Source organism: Sporosarcina sp. FSL K6-1522 (assembly GCF_038622445.1).
In the GTDB taxonomy this organism is placed as follows: Bacteria; Bacillota; Bacilli; order Bacillales_A; family Planococcaceae; genus Sporosarcina.
In genome coordinates this window covers 2,778,715-2,802,821 of record NZ_CP152019.1, presented here as the reverse complement: position 1 = coordinate 2,802,821, position 24,107 = coordinate 2,778,715, and the positions used below count along the sequence as shown (strand labels likewise).

Annotated in this window: 22 protein-coding genes and 1 pseudogene; 6 read left to right on the top strand and 17 right to left on the bottom strand. The window is 42.8% G+C overall.

Features of this window, described 5'->3' with window-relative positions; translation table 11 throughout:
• The 7 genes from MKY34_RS13780 to MKY34_RS13750 form a co-directional block, all read right to left on the bottom strand.
• Nucleotides 1-1,056: an alpha-ketoacid dehydrogenase subunit beta gene (locus MKY34_RS13780; RefSeq protein WP_342511511.1), complete on the bottom strand. Its 1,056-nt coding sequence runs from the start codon at nt 1,054-1,056 to the stop codon at nt 1-3.
• Between the two features lie 17 nt (nt 1,057-1,073).
• Nucleotides 1,074-2,021, bottom strand: a complete 948-nt coding sequence (locus MKY34_RS13775; protein WP_342511509.1) for a thiamine pyrophosphate-dependent dehydrogenase E1 component subunit alpha — start codon at nt 2,019-2,021, stop codon at nt 1,074-1,076.
• 24 nt (nt 2,022-2,045) lie between these two features.
• On the bottom strand, nt 2,046-3,398 hold the full coding sequence (gene lpdA, locus MKY34_RS13770; RefSeq protein ID WP_342511507.1) for a dihydrolipoyl dehydrogenase: 1,353 nt from the start codon (nt 3,396-3,398) through the stop codon (nt 2,046-2,048).
• A 348-nt stretch (nt 3,399-3,746) separates the two neighbouring features.
• A complete protein-coding gene (locus tag MKY34_RS13765; RefSeq protein ID WP_342511506.1) occupies nt 3,747-5,705 on the bottom strand; it encodes a sigma 54-interacting transcriptional regulator in 1,959 nt (652 codons plus the stop codon).
• Nucleotides 5,706-5,919: 214 nt separating this feature from the next.
• Nucleotides 5,920-6,471 carry a MepB family protein gene (locus MKY34_RS13760; RefSeq protein WP_342511505.1) on the bottom strand — a complete coding sequence of 184 codons (552 nt, stop codon included), beginning with the start codon at nt 6,469-6,471 and terminating at the stop codon, nt 5,920-5,922.
• Between the two features lie 51 nt (nt 6,472-6,522).
• Nucleotides 6,523-7,275 carry an SDR family oxidoreductase gene (locus MKY34_RS13755; RefSeq protein ID WP_342511504.1) on the bottom strand — a complete coding sequence of 251 codons (753 nt, stop codon included), beginning with the start codon at nt 7,273-7,275 and terminating at the stop codon, nt 6,523-6,525.
• A complete protein-coding gene (locus tag MKY34_RS13750; RefSeq protein ID WP_342511502.1) occupies nt 7,262-8,206 on the bottom strand; it encodes an MBL fold metallo-hydrolase in 945 nt (314 codons plus the stop codon). Before MKY34_RS13750 ends, MKY34_RS13755 begins: the two co-directional genes overlap by 14 nt.
• Before the next feature lie 178 nt (nt 8,207-8,384).
• Here MKY34_RS13750 and MKY34_RS13745 point away from each other — a divergent pair, with 178 nt between their 5' ends.
• The 3 genes from MKY34_RS13745 (at nt 8,385) to proC (ending at nt 12,021) form a co-directional block, all read left to right on the top strand.
• Entirely contained in the window at nt 8,385-9,527 is a 1,143-nt protein-coding gene (locus MKY34_RS13745; RefSeq protein ID WP_342511500.1) for an SPFH domain-containing protein, read from the top strand.
• Nucleotides 9,528-9,551: 24 nt separating this feature from the next.
• The gene (locus MKY34_RS13740) at nt 9,552-10,673 is read left to right on the top strand and encodes a hypothetical protein (RefSeq protein ID WP_342511498.1); all 1,122 of its coding nucleotides are present in this window, start codon (nt 9,552-9,554) and stop codon (nt 10,671-10,673) included.
• Nucleotides 10,674-11,211: 538 nt separating this feature from the next.
• A complete protein-coding gene (gene proC, locus MKY34_RS13735; protein WP_342511496.1) occupies nt 11,212-12,021 on the top strand; it encodes a pyrroline-5-carboxylate reductase in 810 nt (269 codons plus the stop codon).
• Nucleotides 12,022-12,100: 79 nt separating this feature from the next.
• On the opposite strand, the gene MKY34_RS13730 is transcribed toward proC, so the two are convergent.
• Nucleotides 12,101-13,030, bottom strand: coding sequence for an EamA family transporter (locus MKY34_RS13730; RefSeq protein ID WP_342511494.1), 930 nt, complete (start codon nt 13,028-13,030; stop codon nt 12,101-12,103).
• 189 nt (nt 13,031-13,219) lie between these two features.
• Here MKY34_RS13730 and namA point away from each other — a divergent pair, with 189 nt between their 5' ends.
• A complete protein-coding gene (gene namA, locus MKY34_RS13725) occupies nt 13,220-14,239 on the top strand; it encodes an NADPH dehydrogenase NamA (protein WP_342511492.1) in 1,020 nt (339 codons plus the stop codon).
• 92 nt (nt 14,240-14,331) lie between these two features.
• Nucleotides 14,332-14,808 (top strand): YbaK/EbsC family protein, encoded by a 477-nt coding sequence (locus tag MKY34_RS13720; RefSeq protein WP_342511490.1) that lies wholly within the window; start codon nt 14,332-14,334, stop codon nt 14,806-14,808.
• Between the two features lie 81 nt (nt 14,809-14,889).
• Here MKY34_RS13720 and rnz read toward each other — a convergent pair whose 3' ends face one another.
• The 6 genes from rnz to mce form a co-directional block, all read right to left on the bottom strand.
• The gene (gene rnz / locus MKY34_RS13715) at nt 14,890-15,828 is read right to left on the bottom strand and encodes a ribonuclease Z (RefSeq protein ID WP_342511488.1); all 939 of its coding nucleotides are present in this window, start codon (nt 15,826-15,828) and stop codon (nt 14,890-14,892) included.
• Nucleotides 15,829-15,844: 16 nt separating this feature from the next.
• Nucleotides 15,845-17,029, bottom strand: a complete 1,185-nt coding sequence (locus tag MKY34_RS13710) for a DNA polymerase IV (RefSeq protein WP_342511485.1) — start codon at nt 17,027-17,029, stop codon at nt 15,845-15,847.
• An 82-nt stretch (nt 17,030-17,111) separates the two neighbouring features.
• A complete protein-coding gene (locus tag MKY34_RS13705; protein ID WP_342511482.1) occupies nt 17,112-17,588 on the bottom strand; it encodes a chemotaxis protein CheW in 477 nt (158 codons plus the stop codon).
• 3 nt (nt 17,589-17,591) lie between these two features.
• Nucleotides 17,592-18,725 carry a M20/M25/M40 family metallo-hydrolase gene (locus tag MKY34_RS13700; protein ID WP_342511480.1) on the bottom strand — a complete coding sequence of 378 codons (1,134 nt, stop codon included), beginning with the start codon at nt 18,723-18,725 and terminating at the stop codon, nt 17,592-17,594.
• 14 nt (nt 18,726-18,739) lie between these two features.
• Nucleotides 18,740-20,287 carry a carboxyl transferase domain-containing protein gene (locus MKY34_RS13695; RefSeq protein ID WP_342511478.1) on the bottom strand — a complete coding sequence of 516 codons (1,548 nt, stop codon included), beginning with the start codon at nt 20,285-20,287 and terminating at the stop codon, nt 18,740-18,742.
• 3 nt (nt 20,288-20,290) lie between these two features.
• Nucleotides 20,291-20,701, bottom strand: coding sequence for a methylmalonyl-CoA epimerase (gene mce / locus MKY34_RS13690; protein ID WP_342511476.1), 411 nt, complete (start codon nt 20,699-20,701; stop codon nt 20,291-20,293).
• A 115-nt stretch (nt 20,702-20,816) separates the two neighbouring features.
• Between mce and prli42 the strand changes: the two genes are divergently transcribed.
• A complete protein-coding gene (prli42, locus tag MKY34_RS13685) occupies nt 20,817-20,915 on the top strand; it encodes a stressosome-associated protein Prli42 (RefSeq protein WP_342511474.1) in 99 nt (32 codons plus the stop codon).
• Nucleotides 20,916-20,967: 52 nt separating this feature from the next.
• On the opposite strand, the gene MKY34_RS13680 is transcribed toward prli42, so the two are convergent.
• From MKY34_RS13680 to MKY34_RS13670, 3 genes and pseudogenes are all read right to left on the bottom strand, one after another.
• Nucleotides 20,968-21,408: a BrxA/BrxB family bacilliredoxin gene (locus MKY34_RS13680; protein ID WP_342511472.1), complete on the bottom strand. Its 441-nt coding sequence runs from the start codon at nt 21,406-21,408 to the stop codon at nt 20,968-20,970.
• A gap of 84 nt (nt 21,409-21,492) precedes the next feature.
• Nucleotides 21,493-22,785 carry a glucosaminidase domain-containing protein gene (locus tag MKY34_RS13675; RefSeq protein WP_342511470.1) on the bottom strand — a complete coding sequence of 431 codons (1,293 nt, stop codon included), beginning with the start codon at nt 22,783-22,785 and terminating at the stop codon, nt 21,493-21,495.
• A 162-nt stretch (nt 22,786-22,947) separates the two neighbouring features.
• Nucleotides 22,948-24,095 (bottom strand): annotated as a pseudogene (locus tag MKY34_RS13670) (transposase).
• Nucleotides 24,096-24,107: the final 12 nt, after the last annotated feature.

Below are 24,107 nucleotides of genomic sequence, written 5' to 3'. Positions count from 1 at the left end.
CTAGTTCAGTACACGATTTTTCAAATCAATGATTAATTCATCCGCTACTACCAACACTTTCTTCGCATCAGGAATATACGCTTTTTCCAGATTTGCCGCAAATGGAACAGGTGTATTTGGAGCACAGACCGTTTTAATCGGTCCATCTAAATAATCAAAGGCTCTATCTGCCATTACTGATGCAATATCTGTAGCCGTGTTATTATGCGGATTCGATTCGTCGATAACAATGAGTCTTCCTGTTTTCTTCACGGATTCAAGAACGGTTTCCTGATCCCAAGGCGCGATTGTACGCAAATCAATCACTTCAACAGAAATATCTTCTTGATCCAATTGCTCAGCCACTTCGTGTGCAACCTGAACCATCTTACCGATTGCGACTATTGTGAGATCCGATCCCGCCCGCGTCACATTGGCTTTGCCGATTTCAATCGTATAGTACTCTTCAGGCACATCGCCTTTCATGCCATAGAGCATCTTATCTTCTGAAAAGACGACGACATTATCTTCTTCAATCGCCGCTAACATCAAGCCTTTTGCATCATAGGGGTTGGAAGGAACGACCACTTTCACACCTGGAATGGCCCCGAACATCCCATATAACGTCTGAGAATGCTGAGCTGCCGCACCGGCTCCTGCTCCGTGTACTGTTCGGACAGTCAAAGGAATTTTCGCTTTCCCACCGAACATATAGCGCATTTTTGCACCTTGATTTAAAATCGGGTCCAACGCAAAACCGACAAAATCGTTAAACATTAATTCAGAGATAGGACGCAATCCTGTCGCTGCTGCACCGACCGCTGCGCTGAAATATCCATGTTCCGCGATGGGCGTGTCAATCACACGTTCTCGGCCAAACTCTGTCACCAACCCTTTAGACAATCCAAACACACCACCAAATGCATCATCATGTCGACCATCATCTTGAACTAAATGATCTACTTCAGCGCCGCCTGCAACGTCAGTCCCAATTAAAATAATAGTTTCGTCTTTCCGCATCGCCTGTGCCATTGCTTCGTTAATTGCTGTCATAAATGTAACTTTTCTTTCTGCCATTGTAAGTCCCCCTTTTCTTATGCAAATATATCCGTATAGAGTGCAGATTCGTCTGGCAACGGGCTCGCTTCCGCAAAAGCAAGCGCCTCTTGAATAGTCTTTTCTGCCGCCGCTTCAATTGCATCTGCCTGCTCCGCAGTCATCCAGCCATTTTCCACCGCTTTTTTACGAAATTCAGGAATTGGATCACGGTCCCGATTCGGGTCCTCGTTCGTCTTGTATTTTTGTTCATCCCCTTCAAAATGACCATATTGACGATACGTATCGCATTCAATTAACGTAGGACCTTTCCCTGCCTTCGCTCTTTCAATCGCTTCTTTTGTCGCATTATAAACCGCCTCAATATCCATACCATCTACACGGACACCCGGCATATTGTAAGCTGGGGCTCTTTCGGCGACCGTTTCGGAAGCACTCGCATATCTGAATGGTGTCCCTTCCCCAAATTGATTGTTTTCACAAACAAAGATGACCGGCAAATTCAAAATGGAGGCAAGATTTAATCCCTCATGGAATGTTCCCTCATTTGATGCACCATCCCCGAAAAAACAGACAGCCACATTGTCCCGACCCAACGTCTTAATTGTAAGTGCTGCACCTGCGGCGAGACCGAAACCGCCACCGACAATCCCGTTGGCACCAAGCATACCTTTCCCAACATCGGCAACGTGCATCGAACCGCCTTTACCACCGCCAAGCCCATCTCTTTTCCCCATAATTTCAGCCATCATCCCATTAATATCGCATCCTTTTGCAATCGCATGTCCATGCCCACGGTGCGTACTCGTAATATAGTCTTCATCATCTAATAGGGCCATTACTCCCGTTGCAACCGCTTCTTCACCTGCGTATAAGTGAACAAATCCCGGTATCAATCCTTTCCCGAATGTGCGATGTACTTCATCTTCAAAAAAACGAATTTCATTCATCTTTTGATAAGCCCAAAGTGCTTCTTTTTTATCCATAATAAATTCCTCCTTTTATGATGTTTACATGTGAATGGCTTGTTGGAATAACGCATTCGCGTTTTCCGTGATTGTTTCAGATACGGATGGATGTGCTTGTACAAGACTTGCTAACTCATTCATCGTACCTTCCGAGTGTTTAACAGCTAAGACTTCGCCAATCAATTCTGTCGCGCCCGTTCCGACAATCACTGCACCTAAAATCTCCTGATAGTTGGAATCAGAAATGATTTTTACAAACCCTTCCGTTTCCCCTATGGCGATGGCCTTTCCGTTTCCAGCAAGGAGTGATTTAGTCACCTTCACGTCATACCCAGCTTCCTTAGCTTGGTCCTCGTTTAATCCAAATGAAGCTATCTCTGGATGCGTATAGACACATCGTGGAATTCCAGTCTGATCAAGCGATCTCTGTGTCTCACCATTCATTGCATGGACTGCAATAAGACCTTCCGCACTCGCCACATGGGCCAATTGATAACCCCCGATTACGTCACCTACCGCATACACGTGTTTTTGACTCGTTTCATAATTGTCATTGACCGCAACAAACCTATTAGCAGTATCCATCTCCAGTTCTAGCTGTTGTACGACTTCAATATTCGGTTTTCTGCCAGTTGCAACCAACAATTTGTTATATGCAATTTCTAGGTTCGCCATGACTATTTTGTCTTTTTTCACTTCTTGAATTTCTGCGTTGGTAATGATTTCGATGTTTTTCTTCTTCAATTGATCTTTAATAATTTTTCGTGCATCAGGATCTTCCGTCAATAAAATATCATGTGCAACTTCAACAATTGTTACTTTTGTTCCCAGTGGCGCCATCGCAAATGCTAATTCTACCGAAATGACGCCACCACCAATAATCACCAGGGATTCGGGCAATTCTTTCAAGTCAAAGAATGAATCCGTTGTCATGTAGTCGATCTGCTCTAACCCATTTATTGGAGGTATAAAAGGCTTGCTTCCAGTTGCTAATAAAATGTCTTGTCCCTTTATCTTTTCATCACCGACAGCCACAACAAGCTCTTTATTGACAGAGGCTTCCCCTTGAAATAAAGTAATATGGTTTTTCTTCAATAAATAGTCCACACCACTCGTCAACGTTTGAACCACTTGATCCTTACGCTGCATAAGTTTTAGGAAATCAATGGATAGTTCCCCGGTGTGAATTCCCCAGTCATTTGCTTTTTTAATTTCTTCTACCATTTCACTATGTTTCAAAAGCGTTTTAGATGGAATGCAACCAACATTCAGACAAGCCCCACCGATTTTCTCTTTCTCGATAATTGCCACTGTTTTTCCCAATTGAGCTGCTCGAAAAGCTGCAACATACCCACCGGGACCTGCGCCAATTACGATTACGTCAAAGTTCCTCATATGTTTTATCACCTTGCCTTCTTTTCCTATACTTACTGTTGCACTATCGTTTATATACCTCACTTACACCTCACTTCCCCTATGAAAACGGTAACAACTTTACTGGGTAGTATGTTTTTGTGATACGTTAATAGATATTGCAAGAAACATGCCAAAGTATTTAATTCATCTGAATAACCGCTGAAGTATATCAATCAATGAAGTTATCCCATCTTCCACATTTTTCTCTATCGCGGCGAACTGTTTCAATGAGACGAAAAGTGTCTCATTGTCTCACAGCATAAAAAAAGCCTGACACTAAATCCTCTCTGGGGAAATGGATTTAGTGTCAGGCTATTGTTGGATAATTTATTGATCAGTTAGATGATATTGTTGCATTCTTCGATACATGGTGGCGCGGGAAATACCTAGTATTTTTGCAGCGTTAGTGACGTTACCATTTGTCCTTTCTATGGCTTCAATTAACCGCTCTTTTTCTGTTGGATATTCAATCACTTTCACCAATTCCACAGGAAGATCATGGGGGTACAAAATATCTCCTTCCATATTAAATAATGCTTGTTGGATGACATTTTTTAATTCCCTAATATTTCCCGGCCAAGTATATTGTGTTAGATGATGCATCGCATCGGCGTGCACGAGAACGTCTTGTTTTCCAAATTGATCACTCATTTTCTGGATAAAGTTATTGACCAATATCGGAATATCAACGGTTCTTTCACGTAAAGCAGGAATCCTCAATTGGATCACACGAAGTCGATACAATAGATCCTCCCGAAATTCGCCCTTGACGACAGCTTCTGTTAAATTTTTATGTGTAGCCGCGATGACGCGTACATCAATCGGTATTACTTTGTCTCCGCCTATTCTTGTGACAACTCTTTCTTCCAATATTCGAAGAAGATGGACTTGTAAATCCAATGGCATATCTCCAATTTCATCAAGAAAAATCGTGCCCCCTTGAGCCAATTCAAATTTCCCTGGACTCCCTTTTGATTTGGCGCCAGTGAATGCACCTGGTTCATAACCGGATAATTCACTTTCCAACAACCCCTGCGGAATCGCACCGCAGTTAACGGCTACAAAAGGGCGGGCACTGCGACTGCTGGCCTGATGGATTGCCTGGGCAAATACCTCTTTTCCTGTCCCCGTTTCTCCCGATAAAAACAGGGTCGATTCAATGATCGATGCTCTCCGCGCCTTTTTGACAACATCTACAAACTCCAAAGAAGATCCGATTAGATTATCAAACGTGTAACGGGTAGATGTTTGATTCACTAAACGTCCAAATGCACGTTTTGCTGTTTTTAAATGAGATACTTCTGAACCTTCCCTCAAAAATAGTACTGCCCCTAAATGCTCATCTTGAAAAGTGACGGGATAAATAGAGCAAATGAAGGTCCGTTTTTTTTCACCGTCACGTACTTCTTCCCTCATGATTTTTTGTCCCGTTTGTAAGACGTAATCAACGAACTTATCTAATTCAGGAATATTTCTTATACTTTGAATACCCTGAAAACAAAAATGCGACCTAGCCGCCTCATTTTTTTCTACAATATTTTTTCCGCCATCCACGACAAATACAGCATCTTCTATACCTTCCATTGCCGTAGTTAAAAATAAATTATCACGCAAAGTATGATCATATAACTGCTGAACAATTGCATTGGATAAATTTTTAGCCTCTGATATAACAAGCCCTACCGTATGTTGATGTACCTGATGATTGGAGCCTGCAATATTTACAATTCCTAAGAGTTCATTTGTAAAAGGTGCTAAAATAGGGGTAGCCGCACAATACCAATTATGATTTTTTTCACAGAAATGTTCCGAAAACAACACTTGAGCCGACTTTTTCGTTTTTAGCGCAACGCCAACTGCATTTGTTCCCGCTGACTTCTCACTCCACGTTCCTCCATCAAAGATATTTAATAGTTCCGCCCTTTTCAAAGTATCTTTTTCACCGTAGGAACACAAAATAGTGCCGTGTTTGTCCGTAATTGAAAGCATCGTTTTAGAGTCAGTAAGCAGGTCAGCTACATTTGTTATTTGAGGTGAAGCATACGAGAGCAATCGCTCATTCCTTTCGAGTCGATCGTTCAAATCATGCTGAGCGATAATTTCATTTATTCTATTCTGGAAAGGATTGACTCCCAGTTTCTTAGAGTTAGCCCACGAATCGAGTATTTCGGCACGTATACCCCCCTCTGTATAATGCTCCATTTCTTGATAACGCTTCCAAGCAAATTTAGTAGAAAGATTAAATTCTTGGGATTCAACGATAGCTCTTCTAAGTATCTGACTCATCATTTCCCCTCCATAAATATAATCATTACTCCTCTTCTGTCCAACTGAGTATTTTGAATAGTATATCACACATCAAACTTTGACCTCGTGTATTTTTAACAGCTCATCTTGTGCAGTTTGGCTCCACCTGGTGCGACTGCCCGTCGCACAGAAAAAAACCGGCAACTACGCCGGCTTCTAAATGAGACAATCACTGACACGACACCTCGAAAAATCACTTTGTTTCATGCAATCCATAAAGCATTTGCGCACGCATACAATCTACGCATCTATTTACAGGTACCTCCAAAAAGTAAGCTAACTGCCAGTCCTGCGTTTTCCGAGCTTGACGGCTAGTAGGCTTGTCCCAAGGTGGATAAATACGAATTGCGCGTTTACCACCTTTCCCTTCCTGGGACAGGACGCCCCGCTCGACTAGAACTTCTTTAGGAAATACAAATTGACCAAAGTCAGTGCCTTTGCGTGCACTAATCACAAATAAATCGACTGAATTTGATTGATCATATGGTTGGATAGGTCCATTTCCAATGCGCTCCCACAAAGTCACAAATTGCCCGACCTTCGTTGGTGTAGTTTTAGCGACACGAAATCGGATAGAGCGCATATTCAACCTGTATACATAAGCTCCATATTCAGCATTTTGCGCTTCTACTAATGGTTGCGAACACTCAAACTTGCAAGGGCTGTAGACAAGTTCCCTAGTCGCAAGAAGGTCGCTATGAATTGCCGTGGAATCAGACTTGAAATCTTGGTTATTCTTCACCATCTACTGTAAATCCTTCCATGAAGTCTCTATGTATACAAACGAAAAAGAGTCTTATTTTTTCATAAAATACTTGCGTCCCAATCGCTCAACAAGGGTCGGTGCAACGGCATGTAATTTGCTCGTAATGCCCATATACCAAGGCAAATTCACCTCTCGAACAGGCTTTGCTATTGTTTTAACAATAGCATCGACAACTTCTTCCACCGTCAATAAATGCTTGCCTAGCGATGTGCGATAGCTACCTGTTGCATCAGCTACATCTAAAAAGGGTGTATCGATAGGTCCTGGGTTAATCGTTGTAACATGAATGCCGGACGGAGCTACCTCCATGCGAAGAGCATTCGTATAGCCGACAATCGCATGTTTCGACGCCGCATAGACAGACGCTTTCGGTGTTGCGACTTTCCCTGCTTGAGAACCAAGGTAAATGAGATGCCCGCTCCGCCTCTCCATCATGTCCGGTAATAGTTGCTTGGTCAGCTGCATCGGTGCAATAACGTTAACAGCCATCATCCCTTGTATCGCAGCATCAGGCGTCTCCTGTGCATAATCAAACGTACCAACACCAGCCGAAAAGATGACGATATCGGGCGAACCGATTTGCGTCATCAATTGGTCAATGTCTTCGTTAACAGCTAAATCTGCTGGAAAAGTATGAGCACCTTCTTTTTGCAGTTGCCATAACACATCTTGCGCCCTACCCGTCGCCCAAACGTTGTATCCTTCCGCTAGCAACCGCTTTGCCAGTGCGTAGCCGACACCGCTCGTTGCGCCTGTCACAAGTACTGATTTACGCTTGTTCATAATGAAGAATACCGCCTTCATCGCGCGTTTCAAGCACCAGTCCTTCATGCACAAGGTAATCTGTCTGCCCAATGGTTTCAGACAATGTCAATCCAAGCTCTTCTTCATAGACAGCTGGGAATAATTCACGCGTCAGCTCAAAAATCGTCCGCGATCCGCCATCCATCATCCCAAGCACTTTGAGCGCCCGTTGACGCTGTTTCTCAAAACGCTGTTCAATCAACGGATGTGCATTACGTACTTCCTCACCATGACCACCATAAATGATATTCACGGGCAAAGTAAGCAGGCGATTCAGTGAATCATTGTATTGCAATAAAGAACGGGAACGACCTTGCTCACGGTCGAGTGGTGGTTCGATTAACGGATTCGATGATACCTTTCCAAGTACAAGGTCCCCACCAATCATCTCTCCCGTTCGCTCATTCCACAAAACGATATGACTTTGCGCATGCCCTGGTGTTTCTAGTACAGTCCAGCCCGGATGCCCCGCAAGCGCATCTCCTTCTACAAGCTTCACATCAAGCGTCCGCTCCCCCATTAACTCAACGGATCGTTTCATTTTTTTCACCCAGAAAAAATATTCCTCGGGAACTCCTTCTTCAATTAAACAGTTTAAATAAAATGAATCATGATACTGGAAAAATGCCTCATCGCGCTTCAACCATAAATTATTGTAAGCGTGACCTAAAATATCTGCACGATCAAATGCATCAATCCAGCCCGCATGATCCGGATGATGGTGAGTCAAAATCACTTGTTCAATATCATTAAACGTATAGCCAGCTTCCTTTAGGCCATACTTCAACGCTTCATATGCTTCGGGGGTTTTCGGCCCTGCATCGACAAGTGACAGCGCATCTCCTTTTACTAGAAACGCATTAACATCGCCGACCGCAAATGGTGTTGGTAGTACAATTTTATGAATCATATGAAAATCCCCTTTTTAAATGAATGAGTATTCAGTCCATTGTACCTTTTTTCCAGGCTGACGTCACCTATTGTGTTCACCTTAAAGTTAAAATGACTAATATTGTATTATGGTATACTATTCCTAAGCAAATGACGACTCACATTCGTATCTATTCAACATATGAGGAGGAACTAGAATGGGTTTATTCGGATTTTTCAAAAACCAATTTATCGAAGTAATTGAATGGACAGATAGTGACACGAATACGATGGTATACCGCTTTCCCGTGCACAACAATGAAATCAAAATGGGCGCAGAACTCACCGTTCGGGAATCACAAGTAGCGATTTTCGTGAATGAAGGTGAACTTGCAGACGTCTTTGGTCCCGGCCGTCATCAATTGTACACGCAAAATATGCCTATTTTAACGAAATTAAAATCATGGAAACACGGCTTCAACTCACCGTTTAAAGCGGAAGTTTATTTTGTCAATACGAAACAATTTATCAATCAAAAATGGGGTACATCCAACCCCATTATGATGCGTGACCCCGAGTTTGGTGCTATCCGATTACGCGGTTATGGGATTTATTCTTATCGCGTAGCTGAACCAACCGTGTTTTTAAAAGAACTGTTTGGTACAAATGCGTCCTATGATACGAGCAATATTGAAGAGCAGTTGAAGAAAATGATTTTATCTGGCTTAACTGACCTTTTTGCTGAATCCAAAATCGCTGCTTTAGACTTGGCAATGCACTATGACGAGTTAAGCGACCAAGGGAAAGAAAAGATGAAGCCACGATTCAAGGCGTTTGGCTTTGACATCACTTCTCTTTACATTGAAAACTTATCACTGCCAGAAGAAGTAGAAAAAGTACTCGATAAAAAAACATCGATGGGTGTTCTAGGAGACATGCAGCAGTATCAGCAATACCAAGCAGCTGAAGCCCTTAGAGACGCAGCTCGCAATGAAGGTGGCGGATTAGCCGGTGCTGGAGCAGGACTGGGTGCAGGTGCTGCGCTTGGCGGTGTAATGGCGAATGCCTTTTCACCGAATCCGCAAACAACGAATACACCGGTGGCCCCACCAACTACTAGCGTACAATGTCCACATTGCCAAGCGGCCAACAATGCAAGCGCAAAATTTTGTAGTGACTGCGGTAAAGCGATGCAAACTCCAAAAGTGCCGTGCATTAGTTGCCAAGCAGCTATCGATGCAGATGCAAAATTCTGTGGCGAATGCGGTACACAACAAGTAACCGAAAAAACATGCGCGAAATGTGGCAAGAAAAACACAGCAAATGCGAAGTTTTGTGGGGATTGTGGAGAAAGTTTATAACTTGGATGTAAGCGAGGTGATCCCATGTCCAGCTCAGAAAATAACCAACAACAAGAAGCCATTACGATCGAACAAACTGAAGTAAATAAATGTCCTTCTTGTGGCGGCAATGCACTATTCGAACCGACAACCGGCACGCTCAAATGTCCTTTTTGTGGAAGCGAAAAGGACATCGAACACACACAGCACAATACAATCGAGCATGATTTCTTACAAGCTTTAGAGCAGGAAGATCATAGCTGGGATGATGAGAAACGCGTCTTCAGATGTGAAAATTGCGGTGCTGAAACATTGTTAGATAAAAACAAAGTCGCTGATTTTTGTTCGTTCTGCGGCTCATCACATATCTCAACGAGTGAACATCATGCCGGTATTAAACCCGCATTAGTCATCCCTTTTCAAATATCCAAAGATGAAGCAATTATTAAATTTAAAGGATGGATCAAAAAACGCTATTTTGCACCCTCCCAACTCAAAAAATCATACACATTGGATACATTGTCTGGCGCCTATATTCCCTATTGGACATTCGATTCACAAACGACATCTGCCTATACCGTTAGAATTGGCACGTATTACTATGTCACAGAAACGCGTACAGTTATTGAAGACGGCAAACCGGTACAAGTGACAGAACAAGTGCGACATACAAGTTGGCGCACAGAAAGCGGTCGTTATTACGAATTCTTTGATGATGTGTTAGTCAAAGCTTCTAGTAATGTAGCCGATGGGCTTATTACGCACATCGAGCCTTTTTCATTATCAAAACTGGTAGATTATAAAACCGAATATCTATCGGGCTTTTTAGCAGAAAGGTATTCCATTCCATTGAAAGAAGGTTGGCACGATGCGAAAGGGATTATCGACAGTCGCATCACCAATGGCATTTACGGACAAGTTCATGGAGATGAAGTGAGGATTGTCAATGTGTCAACCGATTATACAGCCATTACGTACAAACATCTTTTATTACCAATTTGGATTTCGTCATTTCAATTCAATAATAAAATCTATCGGTTCCTTGTCAATGGACAAACTGGTAAGGTTAGCGGTAAATCTCCTGTAAGTGCTGTTAAAGTAACGTTTGTTGTAATATTGATTATAGCAATCATTAGTATCATTTGGTTTTTCGTAGAAACAAGCTAATCAACAGTTCGAAAGTTGACTTTCTTCAGACGACATGTAATAATCGGTCTAATTCATGAACTTGTAAAGCGTTGACGAAGATCAGTAGTTGCGGAAATGGATAACAGGAAGTGTGGTCACCGACTGAAAGCCACATATCCCCCTCCCGCAACGAACCTCCTTCCGAGCTCCTGTGGAAACACAGACGTGCCTTTCGCGTTAAGAAAGAACAAGATGTACCGGATCATACCGGTAAATGTAGGTGGTACCGCGGAAACATGCGTTTTCGTCCTTATGTATAGGGACGGAAGCGCATGTTTTTTTTATCTTTATTCAGCAGAAGACTCCTACCTCTATAGGTGGCGAGATGAACGTGATTTTGCTCCCTGTTCAGTGGGTATTCAAACTCCCGCTGAACAAAGATAAAAGCCTCCGGCGGATGTCACGGATTTTGAAAGGAATTAATCGGTCAAGCCCGATTCAAAATCCGGACGCAATTACGCCAAGGCGAAATTGATTTGATGGAATTTGAATATCGGAAATGAAAGGGGCTATTCACATGAAAACAATTGTATTTATTGGCGCTGGCTCAATGGCCGAAGCTGTCATTGCAGGTATTATCAATCAGGGAGCTATTGAACCACAAAACGTTTATGTCATGAACAAATCAGATGATGAAAGGCTGATTTCATTACAAAATCAATATGGTGTGTCCATCGTATGCAAGGAGAAAGAGGCTTTGAAAAAAGCTGATTTAATTGTACTTGCCACAAAACCGAAAGACATCCAACAAGCAATGGGAGATATTCGTCCTCTGATAACTAATCAAGCGGCTATTCTGTCAGTCATTGCAGGTGTTTCCATTCACACACTTGAAAGCGGACTAGGCACACGACCAATTGCTCGTTCGATGCCAAACACATCCGCCACAATCGGCAAATCAGCAACGGGTGTTGCCATGAATACCGCCGTCGACGATTCGATGCGCAAGCATGTACTCGCATTACTTGAAGCTGTTGGCCTCGTGAAAGAAGTCGAAGAAGATGAACTCCATGCAGTCACCGCCTTATCAGGTAGCGGTCCTGCTTATATCTATTATTTAGCGGAAGCGCTCGAGGAAGCTGCCATTCATAAAGGACTATCGAAAGATGTTGCACGTTCACTCATTATCCAAACACTTGAAGGTGCAGCAGCAATGATGAAAAGTACAGGCACAGAACCCGCACTCCTTCGAGAAAATGTCACAAGCCCAAATGGAACAACTGCCGCAGGCTTGCAGGCATTGGAGGATCGCTTCTTTAAAGAAGCGATTGGGGAATGTATTGAAAAGGCGACAGCGCGTTCACGAGAACTTGGGGCACAGTCATAAATGACAAATTCCTGCCGTTTTTCCTAGTATCTAAATAGAAAAAACGGCAGGTAATTGCCCTACCGTTTTCTTTCAACTATTACTGTGCTTCATTAGTTGTAAAAAGACTTGCCACCCCTACGATAAATAGCATCAAAATACCTACCAATGTCGGTGTGGACCAAGCAATCCGGGGATCAAACAACTGAAAAATGAATGTGAATACAGGAATAAAACAAATAGACATCATCACGACAAATGGATCACAATATTGAATCCCCTTTTGTAGTAAAAACATGGGAATCGTTACACCAAAAATCGTGATAAGTAGGATCCAATCTAGATTCGCCATCAAATAGGTTGGAAAAATTTTGTACGTCATTAAAAATGATAGAATAATAATACCGTAAAAACGATGTGCTAATATGGATGAACTCGTCCAGCCAGCAACGCTTAATTTTTTGGAATAAATCGTGCACAACACTGCACCTAATCCACATAATACCGATGCAACGAGACCGTAAACAAAATCCGTCGTATTTGTCACCTGTACACCAGACAATCCAGCTAACGCTGTCACCATTAACAAAACACTTGCGGCAAACGTCCCCGCTGTAATCAGCCACTGCGCCCGTGTTGCACGAATCTTTTCCTTCGCAACCATTGCCGTAACAACAATCGCAAAGAACGGACCAACCCCCATCTCAAGTGAACTGACAATGGCAGGTTCAATAAATTTCAGCGCATAATAAAAGCCCATAAACGCTAAAATCGAACTGGCATTCAATTTCACTACATCCGCCATAGATGACCTTGTATTAGCGGTAGCCGTCATCGTTCCCCGCTGTCTATATGCAATCATGTTGAACAGTACCGCCGTGATAAAAAAGCTAATCCCTGTAAATAAAAATGGATGCACACCTTGAACTTGATTAGCATAATAGACTTGGCTAACAGACATTAATAAAGCAGAGAGTAATAAAAAGCTTGCTCCTATTAACATTGTTTTCGATACACTTTTTTCTGACACCGTCGCAACCTCCATCATATCCTCTCCCTCTCCACTAACTGTTAGTTGATTTTGAATTATCATACAGTATTTAGGTGAAATTGCAAGCCGTATTTTGGACGATGTTTAACGAAGGATAAGCCAAATTTGCCGTGTGAATCTTCCCCCTTTGCTATACTAATGTTGGTAAGTACTAGGGAGGTTGAAAACATGGCAAAATTATTTGAACCATTTACAATCAGAGAAGTTGAATTCAAAAACCGTATTGTTATGTCACCAATGTGTATGTATTCAAGTCATAATGAAAACGGGATGGTTGAGGATTGGCATAAAATTCATTACGCAACACGTGCAGTCGGTCAAGTTGGGCTAATCATTGTCGAAGCAACAGCTGTCCAGCCGCAAGGACGCATTTCTGCGCAAGATCTTGGCATTTGGAGTGATGAGCATATTGAAGGATTGGCAGAGACCGTCCGTTTGATGAAACAGCATGGCGCAAAAACAGGCATTCAGCTCGCGCATGCTGGAAGAAAAGCAACTGTAGATGGAGACATTTCTGCACCTTCCGCAATTGCATTCGACGATCACCATAAAACACCTGTTGAAATGACAGTGGGAGATATCCAAGAAACCATCCAAGCATTCAAACAAGGGGCAATCCGTGCGAAACAAGCTGGATTCGATGTCATTGAATTACATGGTGCACATGGTTACCTCATCAATGAGTTTCTCTCACCGTTAACGAATCAACGAACGGATGCATATGGTGGATCCGCTGAAAACCGTTATCACTTGCTACGTGAGATCATCGATGAAGTCCGTACAGTATGGCAAGGTCCTCTTTTCGTACGAATTTCCGCGTATGATTATACGGATGGCGGCATGACCGCTGAAAGCTATATTGAAATGGCGCAGTGGATGAAAGAGCAAAGTGTCGATCTTATCGATGTTAGTTCGGGAGCAGTTGTCCCTGCCAAAATCGACGTTTTCCCTGGCTATCAAGTGCCATTTTCGGAAACCATTAAAGCAGGTGCAGACATCGCAACAGGTGCAGTCGGTTTGATTACGACCGGAATCCAAGCCGAGGAGATTTTGAAAAACGGACGTGCAGATATGGTCTTACTGGCACGCGAACTATTGCGTGATCCGTATTGGGCCTACACAGCAGCCAAAGAGCTGAGAGTAGAAATTCCAGCACCTCAGCAATATGCGCGTGGGTGGATGTTTTAAAAGGAAATAGTAATCTCCTTGTCGAATAATGTACAATGGGTAGAAATCAATTTATTCTAAGTACCAAGAAAGTTTCGAAAGGAATGGAATCTATGCAAAAGTTAACCGACAGTATCCAACAAGTACAGGACAAACTACAGACACTAGGACACCCAAATGAAATCGTCCAATTGACAGATAGCGCCCGTACAGCGCAGGAAGCGGCAGATGCTTTAGGTTGTGAAGTAGCACAAATCGCAAAATCGATTATTTTCCGATTAAAAAGTACGAATGAGCCACTGTTAGTTGTCGCGAGTGGGATCAATCGCATTAACGAGAAGTTAATTGCCCGAACACTCGAAGATAAATTAGGCAAAGCGGATGCCGACTTTGTTCGCGAAAAGACCGGCTTTGTTATCGGCGGCGTTCCTCCACTTGGACATAAAGAACCTGTCCATACATTAATTGATGAAGATTTGTTTCAATACGATACCATTTGGGCAGCTGCTGGTCACCCAAAAGCAGTATTCCAATTAACGCCTCACGAATTGGAAAGTATGACCAAAGGACAAGTTGTCGCAGTGAAATGATTGTTCAACGTACAAACCAAACCCCGCTTCCTATATCGAGGAAGCGGGGTTTTTCTATCGTTTTGACTGGCACGCCACTATCTACTCTCGGCTAACGTCCCCATCTTTCCATTCAAATCGTGCAAAATCTTCTGCAATATGCAGATTAGGAAAAATCACTTCTCCTTGCTCTTTCAACTTCGCTACATCACTCGGCATAAAACGTGCGCTAATATGATTGGCAATGAGCGCCGTCACATTTGCTTCTTTCGCAGTCTGTGCTGCATCACCTATTGTTGAATGACCGTATTCTTGCGCAAGATCACCCGTGCTCATATCAAATGTAGCTTCATGCACAAGAATATCTGCGCCTTGCGCTAATTCAACCGCGGCGGCACAATAACTTGTATCTCCAAGAATAGCAACAGTAACCCCTGCCTGTGGTTCTCCCGTGACATCACGACTTTCGACAATTCGTCCATCTGCCAATGTTACATCTTCCCCATCCTTTAACTGTTTCAAAAGTGGACCATTCGGCACACCTGCTGCTCTCGCTTTCTCAATAAGCAATTTCCCTCGTAGTGGTTTTTGCTCCACTCGGTAACCCAAGCACGGGATCACATGCTGTAAACTTTTAGCCGTCACGACGAACGCTTCGTTTTCAACGACTATTCCCTCTTCAATTTCATGCACACAAAGCTCATAATTCAAATGAGTTTGCGTAATGCGAAGTGTTGTTTCCAACCACTCATTCAAGCCAGGAGGCCCATATATATCCAGTCGTTCATGACCACCTAAAAATGACCTTGAACCGATTAACCCTGGCAAGCCGAATATATGATCACCATGCAAATGGGTAATAAACACCTTTCCAATCTTCCTCGGTTTCAGCGAAGTATGTAAAATCTGATGCTGCGTTGCTTCTCCACAATCAAATAGCCAAATCCCTTGCCCCTCAGCCGATAAATTTAAAGCGACTGCCGACGTATTGCGCATTTTGGACGGCATTCCTGCGCCCGTCCCTAAAAATTGAAGTTCCATCCTCACATTCCTCCTTTCACTTATTGCCTCGTTTCACTGAACCAGGCCCAAATTTTTGCTCCAACTGTGCAAGGAGACTGTCCATCGTCTCTTCCTTAGCATGTTTTTCAAAATTATAAAATGACAGCTGTTCGTGCAATTCATTCATCGGAATGACATTTGATACCGTAATACCCAACAGGCGAATAGGTTCTCCATCCCAATGCTTTTTGAACAAACTCACGGCTTCTTTGTGAATCGCCTGCTCCTTATAAAGTGGGTTGACTACAGAGCGACTACGTGTCTGATTGCGCCAATCGGACGTGCGAATTTGAATCGTGACAACCGTTCCTGCTAACTGCCTTTTCTCAAGCCGCTTTGCGACATTTGATGCAAGCTTATTAAATATGTTTAAACAAGCTGCAAGATCGGTTTCATCTACAGGCAACGTCGTTGAACTACCAACACTTTTTCGTTCTTCTGCTGCCTCAGGATCTACGGGACGATAATCGACCCCATTCGCTCGTTGCTGTAGCCTCAAACCATTTTTGCCAAGTAGTGATTTGATAACTGCTTCTTCCACTACTGCCAGATCACCAATTGTATAAATACCAAGCGTATGCATCTTTTTCTCCGTACTTTTTCCAATACCATGCATCTCAATAACCGGCAACGGCCATAAAATCGATTCAATTTCACGCTTCCTTAAAATGGTGATGCCCATTGGCTTTTTCATATCAGATGCTGTTTTCGCTAGAAACTTATTCGGTGCAATACCGATGGAACAAGGCAAATCGAGTTCCCGCAAAATTCGCTGTTGCATATCCGTTGCGATGTTCACTGCATTTGTTAAGCCACCAATAGCCGTAATATCGATATACGCTTCATCAATCGACACAGGCTCCACAAGGTCCGTATACGAACGCAACAAATCAAATACCGCCACAGAGGCCAAATGGTATTTTTCAAAATCGGGCGGGACAACGACAAGTTCTGGACAAAGCCGCTTTGCCTCACCAACTGTCATCGTTGTGTAAACACCATACGCTCGTGCTTCATACGAACAAGTAACTAGAATGCCTCGCCTCTCTTTAGGGTTGCCCGCAACCGCCATCGGAATTCCCTTTAAAGAAGGGTCATGCGCCTGTTCGACCGAGGCAAAAAAACTGTTCATATCAAGATGCAAAATCACTTTCGCCTGCGATTTCCCCTTTATCGCCATGACCTGTCCCTCCCTCAAAGATTCTCCTCTTTTGATAAGTATAATGCAAAAACCGGACAGATAACACTGCCCGGTTTTCGCATTATTGTTCTTGTGCCAGTTGTGCCGCGACAAATTCTCCAATCGCATCCATACCAGCCAATGTTTTCGATAAAATCTCAGGATCCACAACCGTAATCATCCGATCTTCCAAATTGGCAACCGTCGTAAAATATGGCGTTCTTGAATACGCCATCAGTCCAGCAGATGTCATCATACTTTCTGGAATATCGAGAATTTCTTTTGCATCAAGAACGAGCAATCCGATGAATAAGCTTTCCGTCTGTACAACAACCACACGTGCATCCTCGTACCCTTTCGCACTTCTTCCATATAAAATCTGTTCAAAATCCAAAATTGGAACGAGTTCTCCGCGGATGCGCATTAATCCGAGCATATAATCCGGCAAATGAGGAATTGGATTGACTTGCTCCAAGCGCTCAATGGACACAACTGCTTCCACAGGAATCGCATAATCCTCGTTACCACACTGGACTACGACCGCTTTCAAATCACTCATAAATTAGTCCTCCTTGCGAACAGAAGCTGTTACACGGACAATTTCAAGCAATAATTCAGCAAGCTTGTTTAACTCTTCAACAGGCATTCGTTCATTTTTCGTATGAATTTCTTCGTAGCCGACAGACAATGTCACCGTTGGGATACCAGCACCGTTAAAGATGTTGCCATCACTTCCGCCGCCACTTGTCATCAGCTCTGGTGTCCGTCCAATATTGCGAATAGCCTGAATTGCTGTTTGAACGACTTCCGCGTCCTCAGCAAAACGAAAGCCCGGATACATAATTTGAACATCCGTTTTCGCTTTGCCACCCATTAGTTCAGCAGTACGCTCATATGTCCGTACCATATGGTCGATTTGTTCTTGTAGCTTATCAGGATCAATCGAACGTGCTTCAGCTAAAATATGGACTTCATCACAAACGATATTCGTTGCTTGTCCACCTTCAAAGCGCCCAATATTCGCTGTCGTTTCTGAGTCAATTCGTCCAAGTGACATAGCAGAAATCGATTTTGCTGCTATATTAATAGCGGAAACACCTTTTTCAGGCGCGACGCCCGCATGCGCTGTTTTACCATGAATCGTCGTCCGCAATTTAGCTTGATGAGGGGCAGCAGTCACGATACCGCCAACTTTCCCATCACTGTCTACTGCATAGCCGTACTTCGCCGTAATTAATGATGCATCCATCTCTTTCGCACCTGCAAGTCCACTTTCTTCACCCGCTGTAATGATGAATTGAATCTCACCATGCGGCTGCCCGCTTTCTTTCAATGTGCGTGCCATTTCAAATAACGCAGCAATACCCGCTTTATCATCAGCACCAAGGATTGTTGTTCCATCCGAATAGATATAGCCATCATCATGTAGCTCTGGCTTAATGCCCTTGCCCGGAACAACCGTATCCATATGACAAGTGAAATAGATTGGATCAATTCCTGTTGCAGTTGCTTGTAGTGTCGCGATGAGATTTCCCGCACCATGGCCACTGCGATCGTCCGAATCGTCTTCCTCCACATCGAATCCAAGCGCTGTCATTTTCGCTGTCAAAATATCAGCAATATAGCGTTCGTCTTTTGTTTCTGAGTCAATTTGGACAAGTTCCATAAACTCATCTAGTAGCCGTTGTTTATTCATACCTAAAAATCTCCTTATAGCGGGATATTCCCGTGTTTCTTCTTTGGTCTTGTTTCTTTTTTATTGCGCATCATATCAAGCGCTTGTAGCAATTTAATGCGCGTATCACGTGGATCGATGACATCATCGACCATGCCGTGCGAAGCTGCAACATAAGGGTTCGAGAATTTTTCACGATACTCCTCGATTTTTTCCGCACGTGTTGCATCCGGATTATCACTGTTGGCAATATCGCGTGCAAAGATAATATTTGCCGCACCTTCTGCTCCCATCACTGCGATTTCCGCGTTTGGCCATGCATAGACGACATCTGCCCCAATCGACTTTGAATTTAGCGCAACGTAAGCGCCACCAAACGCTTTACGAAGGATAACCGTCATTTTTGGCACAGTCGCTTCTGAATAAGCATATAAGATTTTCGCACCATGTCGAATAATACCACCATGCTCTTGTTTAATACCTGGGAAGAAGCCCGTTACATCTTCAAACGTAATAAGTGGAATGTTGAAAGAGTCACAGAATCTGATGAAACGAGCAATTTTGTCAGACGAATCAATGTCGAGCCCGCCCGCCATTACTTTCGGTTGATTACAAATAAGACCAACCGTTTCACCTTTCATACGTGCAAGACCTACCACTGCATTTTTGGCAAATTCGGCTTGCACTTCCATGAATGAGTCCGTATCCACAACTTGTTCAATGACTTTTCGAATGTCATAAGGACGTATTGTCTCATAGGGCACAACATCTGCCAAGTTTTCACGGTAATCGTCTTTGTCATCGTACGTTGCAACAGGTGGTTTTTCTTCGTTATTTTGCGGGAGATACGCAAGTAATTTTCGCACATCGCCAAGCACGGTTTTTTCATCTTGTCCACGGAAGTGTGCGTTTCCACTAATCGCGTTATGGACTTTGGAACCACCTAAATTTTCAGATGAAATTTTTTCTCCTGTCACCGTTTCGATTACTTTCGGCCCCGTGATAAACATTTGACTCGTTTCATCTGTCATAAATACGAAATCTGTAATGGCTGGTGAATACACAGCTCCACCCGCACAAGGTCCAAGAATAACGGAGATTTGTGGAATGACACCTGAATAGATGGCATTGCGGTAAAAGATTTCTCCGTAACCATCCAGCGAAACAACACCTTCTTGAATACGTGCTCCACCTGAGTCATTCAATCCAATAAACGGTGCACCATTTTTCGCAGCCAAATCCATCACATTAGCAATTTTCATCGCGTGCATTTCCCCAAGTGCACCACCAAAAACAGTAAAATCTTGTGAGAATAAATAGACTGGTCTGCCTTCGATTTTCCCGTAGCCCGTGACCACACCGTCTCCAGGTCCTTCTAACTCATCCATTCCAAAATCACGCGTCCGATGCGTCACAAATGGATTTAATTCAACAAATGTGTCTGGGTCCAGCAGTAAATCAATTCGCTCTCGTGCTGTCAGTTTCCCCTTTTCATGCTGCTTCTCAATTCGCTCGTCCCCACCACCGAGTTCAATTGTTCTTTTTTTATCATATAAATCATTTATTTTATCATAAATATCCATTTGTCATTCCCCTTTGCCACTTTTATCGCATAGCTCATAAAGCACACCAAATGATGATTTCGGGTGAAGAAACGCCACTTCTGCGCCGCCTGCGCCTGGTTTCGGTTCCTCTTGTAACAGTTGTACACCTTTTTCTTTTAGCTCGACCATTCTTGTCCGAATATCCGTTACGCCAAAAGCAATATGATGGACACCTTCCCCACGCTTTTCGATGAATTTCGCAATTGGACCATCTGTTGCAAGCGGTTCCAACAATTCGATTTTGATGTTCCCTGCATCCAAAAACGCCACCCGTACACCTTGACTTGCCACTTCTTCAATTGCTAGTAATGAAAGTCCAAGCGTATGTATATAGTAATCTAGAGAGTTGTCTATGCTTTTTACAGCAACGCCAATATGATCAACTTTTTTCATTATTCATCTCCCCTTTCTCTCTATCTATTCATTTTACCCTATTTAAATCCTTACATGTTGTGAAATCTGCAATTTCTGTTAAAATAAAAGCATAATGAGTAAGGAGTTTTGATGCATGAGCAATAAAAAAGTTCAAAAAATTGTCGTCTATTTAATGATTGGTGCTATGATTGCATCAAGTGTTTTGTTCGGTCTCAGCACGTTGCTACTATAAAAAAAACAGTCCCATGTGCGAAATACACATGTGGACTGTTTTTTTGTATCACTTATACTTCTTCGCAATACTCCTCAAACTGGCTTTGCAAATTCGTCACCACAGACATTGGATCGTGACCTTCGATTTCATAACGTCCGACTTCTGCAACAAGCTTGCCATCTTTTAATAGTGCGAATGATGGAGACGAAGGTAAATGGTCTTCACCAAATAGCATGCGTGCTTGTGCTGTCGCTTCTTTATCTTGTCCCGCGAATACCGTTACTAAGTGGTCTGGACGTTTGTCATAATGGACTGCATGCGCTGCCGCTGGACGTGCAATACCGCCTGCACAACCACAAACAGAGTTTACCATCACAAGCGTTGTCCCTTGACGTTTGAAAGCATCCTCAACTTGTTCAGGTGTTGTCAGTTGCTCATACCCACTTGCTTCCATCTCAGAACGTGCTTGTCTGAGGAGATCATTCATGTAAAGATTAAAATCCATATTCATGGTTATAAAACCCCTTTCTATCTACTCCTTCATCATAGCAGGAGGGCTTGTTTCATGCAATTATAGAAGGCTCATATCGATGATTTACTGTGCACGGCAATTCTGCGTTAATCCGCCAAATTCCATTGAGAATTTCGTCACTCCAGGAACCCAGTGTTGATTTAATCCTCTTGGGTCGTTTTCCGCACCAATCGGCGCATAGGCACTGCCTAAGTCACTGATGGATGTCAATCCACCTTTATGAATAAGTCGATTCATCGTTTTGGCCATCGAGCGTAAGCCGTCTTCTATCGAGTCAAATTTGAGCAATGTGGACCAGTTCGTGGCGGGGTTCATTAAGCCACCTGGATTGTTATAACCTACGACAGCATTTGACGTGCCACTGCCTGTTTCCAAAAATGCGATGGATGCCATCAATACAGGATCGATTTGAAATTCCCGTGCAATCGTAATGAACGATTGGCCTTTCCCTGTAAATGCGCCAGCTGATGTGAATTGAGCAAGAAACAACTGTTCATCTAATTGCCCTCCCTCACTACATGTTGCCGCAACGGGATCTGAAGAAGGTAAGTATGTGATGGACTGCTGCTGAAAAACGGTTTGGCGTTTTTGTAAGTCGACCATTGCTTGTTGAAGCTCCTGTGTCATTTCCTCTGTTTGATCATACGCACTTTCAAGCACTGTTTTTTCACTGGCTAACTTTTTTTGCTCGATTGCTAGTTGTATAACAAGACGATTTTTTTCATTTTTTTGAACGTCTAACGATGCGAGTAAGTCTTGAAGTTCTTCTTTATTCACTTCTTGCGTCGTTAGTTTTTGTGAGACGAGCAACTTTTGTTCTTCCAATTGTTCAATGTCCGAAGCTTGTTGTGTCATAATTTTGCGATCTGCTTCAAGTAAGATTTTCACTGAAGAAAAGCGCCCGATGAAATCCGAAAAACTTTTCGATCTTAGCAACACATCAAAAAAGTCAACGGAGCTATCTTTCGCTTGAAGGGCTTGCAAGCGCTCACGGACTATTATATCGCGCTCTTTAATGATGTTTTCCAACGTCAGAATGGCACTTTGTAAACCATCGATCTCTTCTGTCGTCTGGGCGATAGCAAACTCTATTTGATGAATAGTATAATGTGTATTCGTTACTTGAATATCTAGTTTTTGTAGTTGTTCCACGGTTGTCGCTATCGTGGATGTATTGGACTCCAGTTCTGCATCTTTTTGCTCTATATCGTCTGTTAACACACTTTTCTTTTGTTCGAGTAATTCTTTTTCCTTTTGCATTTCGTGCAACGTACGGGCTGTAACATGTGGACTTGCAAGTATATGGAAAATCAGCATAATAGCAATTAAACAAGATAAAGCCCTTTTAAACTGCATTCAACCTGCACTGCTACTAAAAACATAGAAAAATGTATTCATTTCTCTACGCTAGACATTTTCCTGCTTCTTCGTACCCCGCCTCGCAACTTGCCCGCTACTACGGTTGGTTTAGCACTCCACAGGCGTCAATTCGGATGTAGCCCACCCTACATATACAAGTTATCGTTCTGTGATAACCGTGTATTCTTTTGCGTATTTCAAATTTAAACTGGCATTAAAATCTTGGTCAAGTACCGTATCGCAATTATCGCAGGCAAATGTCCGTTCAGAAAGAGGGAGCTTGACCTTTTTAAATCCGCAACTTGAGCAGAGCTTGGAGGATGGATACTTCCTGCCGAAGTTCGATACCTTTCTCCAGACATTTATCTGTTAATATTTCCTGAAAGGCAGAAAAACATTGCTCGGCAATAGCTTTGGATAAATGCCGATTTTTCATCATGCCTTTGACGTTTAAATCTTCTATCGTGAGATATGTTGGTTTGGTTTTCACCAACATATCTCACCATATACCGAATATAGGCCAATCGGGTGTTTGCTAGTCTAGCGTGCAATTGTTAAACAACTAGAAGTTGTTTCTGCCTGTTTTTAGCGCAGAATTCACCTTCCTTCCGATTTTTAATTTTGTTCGTAACTGCAACTCAGTTTCCGCTGTTGTCGCTTCAAGTTTTTTTCTAATTTAATAACGGGTTGAGTCTTGTTTATGTTATCGAATTGAACATGATAACTACAAACCGCAAAAGTACGGAGGCCTAAATCAATGCCAATCCCATCATGCTCGGGGATATAGGCTTCTTTCACTTCTTCAATCTCACATAAAACAGAGACAAAATATCGACCGGCTTTTTGCGACACTGTACAGTTTATGACGGTTGCATTCATTGGGATATACCCCATTTCTTTAAAACGAACCCAACCAATCGTCGGGATTTTCATGCGATGGCGCTCCACCGGTAAATCAGTCGCATTATTTTTCAGAAAGTAGGCTTTCACATCTTGATTCTTCTTCTTTTTGAGGAGTGGAAATTTAGCCAATCCTTTGAAAAATTCCCAAAAGTCCTTATCGCCATTCATGATAGCTTGCTTCACAGCTTTACTGGATACATCTTTAATCCATTGGTCTGTCTCTTTTGTATGGATATTGGTTCAGCCATTTTGAAAAGTCATAACCAGACAGGTGTTTCCTTGTAATGCTTCTGCGCAATATTCAAATAAAGATTGTAGACATAACGACAGACACCGATAGTTTGGTTGATTTTTTGTTGTTGGGCAGCAGTGAGGAGAACTTCCGTTTTATATGCTTTTTTCAAAACAAGCATCCC

Coding starts and splice junctions, on each gene's coding strand:
- MKY34_RS13745 (WP_342511500.1), top strand. CDS start 8,385: ATGGGTTTATTCGGATTTTTCAAAAACCAATTTATCGAAGTAATTGAA.
- MKY34_RS13755 (WP_342511504.1), bottom strand. CDS start 7,275: ATGAACAAGCGTAAATCAGTACTTGTGACAGGCGCAACGAGCGGTGTC.
- MKY34_RS13765 (WP_342511506.1), bottom strand. CDS start 5,705: ATGAGTCAGATACTTAGAAGAGCTATCGTTGAATCCCAAGAATTTAAT.
- MKY34_RS13720 (WP_342511490.1), top strand. CDS start 14,332: ATGCAAAAGTTAACCGACAGTATCCAACAAGTACAGGACAAACTACAG.
- MKY34_RS13740 (WP_342511498.1), top strand. CDS start 9,552: ATGTCCAGCTCAGAAAATAACCAACAACAAGAAGCCATTACGATCGAA.
- proC (WP_342511496.1), top strand. CDS start 11,212: ATGAAAACAATTGTATTTATTGGCGCTGGCTCAATGGCCGAAGCTGTC.
- rnz (WP_342511488.1), bottom strand. CDS start 15,828: ATGGAACTTCAATTTTTAGGGACGGGCGCAGGAATGCCGTCCAAAATG.
- MKY34_RS13760 (WP_342511505.1), bottom strand. CDS start 6,471: ATGGTGAAGAATAACCAAGATTTCAAGTCTGATTCCACGGCAATTCAT.
- MKY34_RS13750 (WP_342511502.1), bottom strand. CDS start 8,206: ATGATTCATAAAATTGTACTACCAACACCATTTGCGGTCGGCGATGTT.
- MKY34_RS13710 (WP_342511485.1), bottom strand. CDS start 17,029: ATGGCGATAAAGGGGAAATCGCAGGCGAAAGTGATTTTGCATCTTGAT.
- MKY34_RS13675 (WP_342511470.1), bottom strand. CDS start 22,785: ATGCAGTTTAAAAGGGCTTTATCTTGTTTAATTGCTATTATGCTGATT.
- mce (WP_342511476.1), bottom strand. CDS start 20,701: ATGAAAAAAGTTGATCATATTGGCGTTGCTGTAAAAAGCATAGACAAC.
- prli42 (WP_342511474.1), top strand. CDS start 20,817: ATGAGCAATAAAAAAGTTCAAAAAATTGTCGTCTATTTAATGATTGGT.
- lpdA (WP_342511507.1), bottom strand. CDS start 3,398: ATGAGGAACTTTGACGTAATCGTAATTGGCGCAGGTCCCGGTGGGTAT.
- MKY34_RS13680 (WP_342511472.1), bottom strand. CDS start 21,408: ATGAATATGGATTTTAATCTTTACATGAATGATCTCCTCAGACAAGCA.
- MKY34_RS13775 (WP_342511509.1), bottom strand. CDS start 2,021: ATGGATAAAAAAGAAGCACTTTGGGCTTATCAAAAGATGAATGAAATT.
- MKY34_RS13705 (WP_342511482.1), bottom strand. CDS start 17,588: ATGAGTGATTTGAAAGCGGTCGTAGTCCAGTGTGGTAACGAGGATTAT.
- MKY34_RS13780 (WP_342511511.1), bottom strand. CDS start 1,056: ATGGCAGAAAGAAAAGTTACATTTATGACAGCAATTAACGAAGCAATG.
- MKY34_RS13695 (WP_342511478.1), bottom strand. CDS start 20,287: ATGGATATTTATGATAAAATAAATGATTTATATGATAAAAAAAGAACA.
- MKY34_RS13700 (WP_342511480.1), bottom strand. CDS start 18,725: ATGAATAAACAACGGCTACTAGATGAGTTTATGGAACTTGTCCAAATT.
- namA (WP_342511492.1), top strand. CDS start 13,220: ATGGCAAAATTATTTGAACCATTTACAATCAGAGAAGTTGAATTCAAA.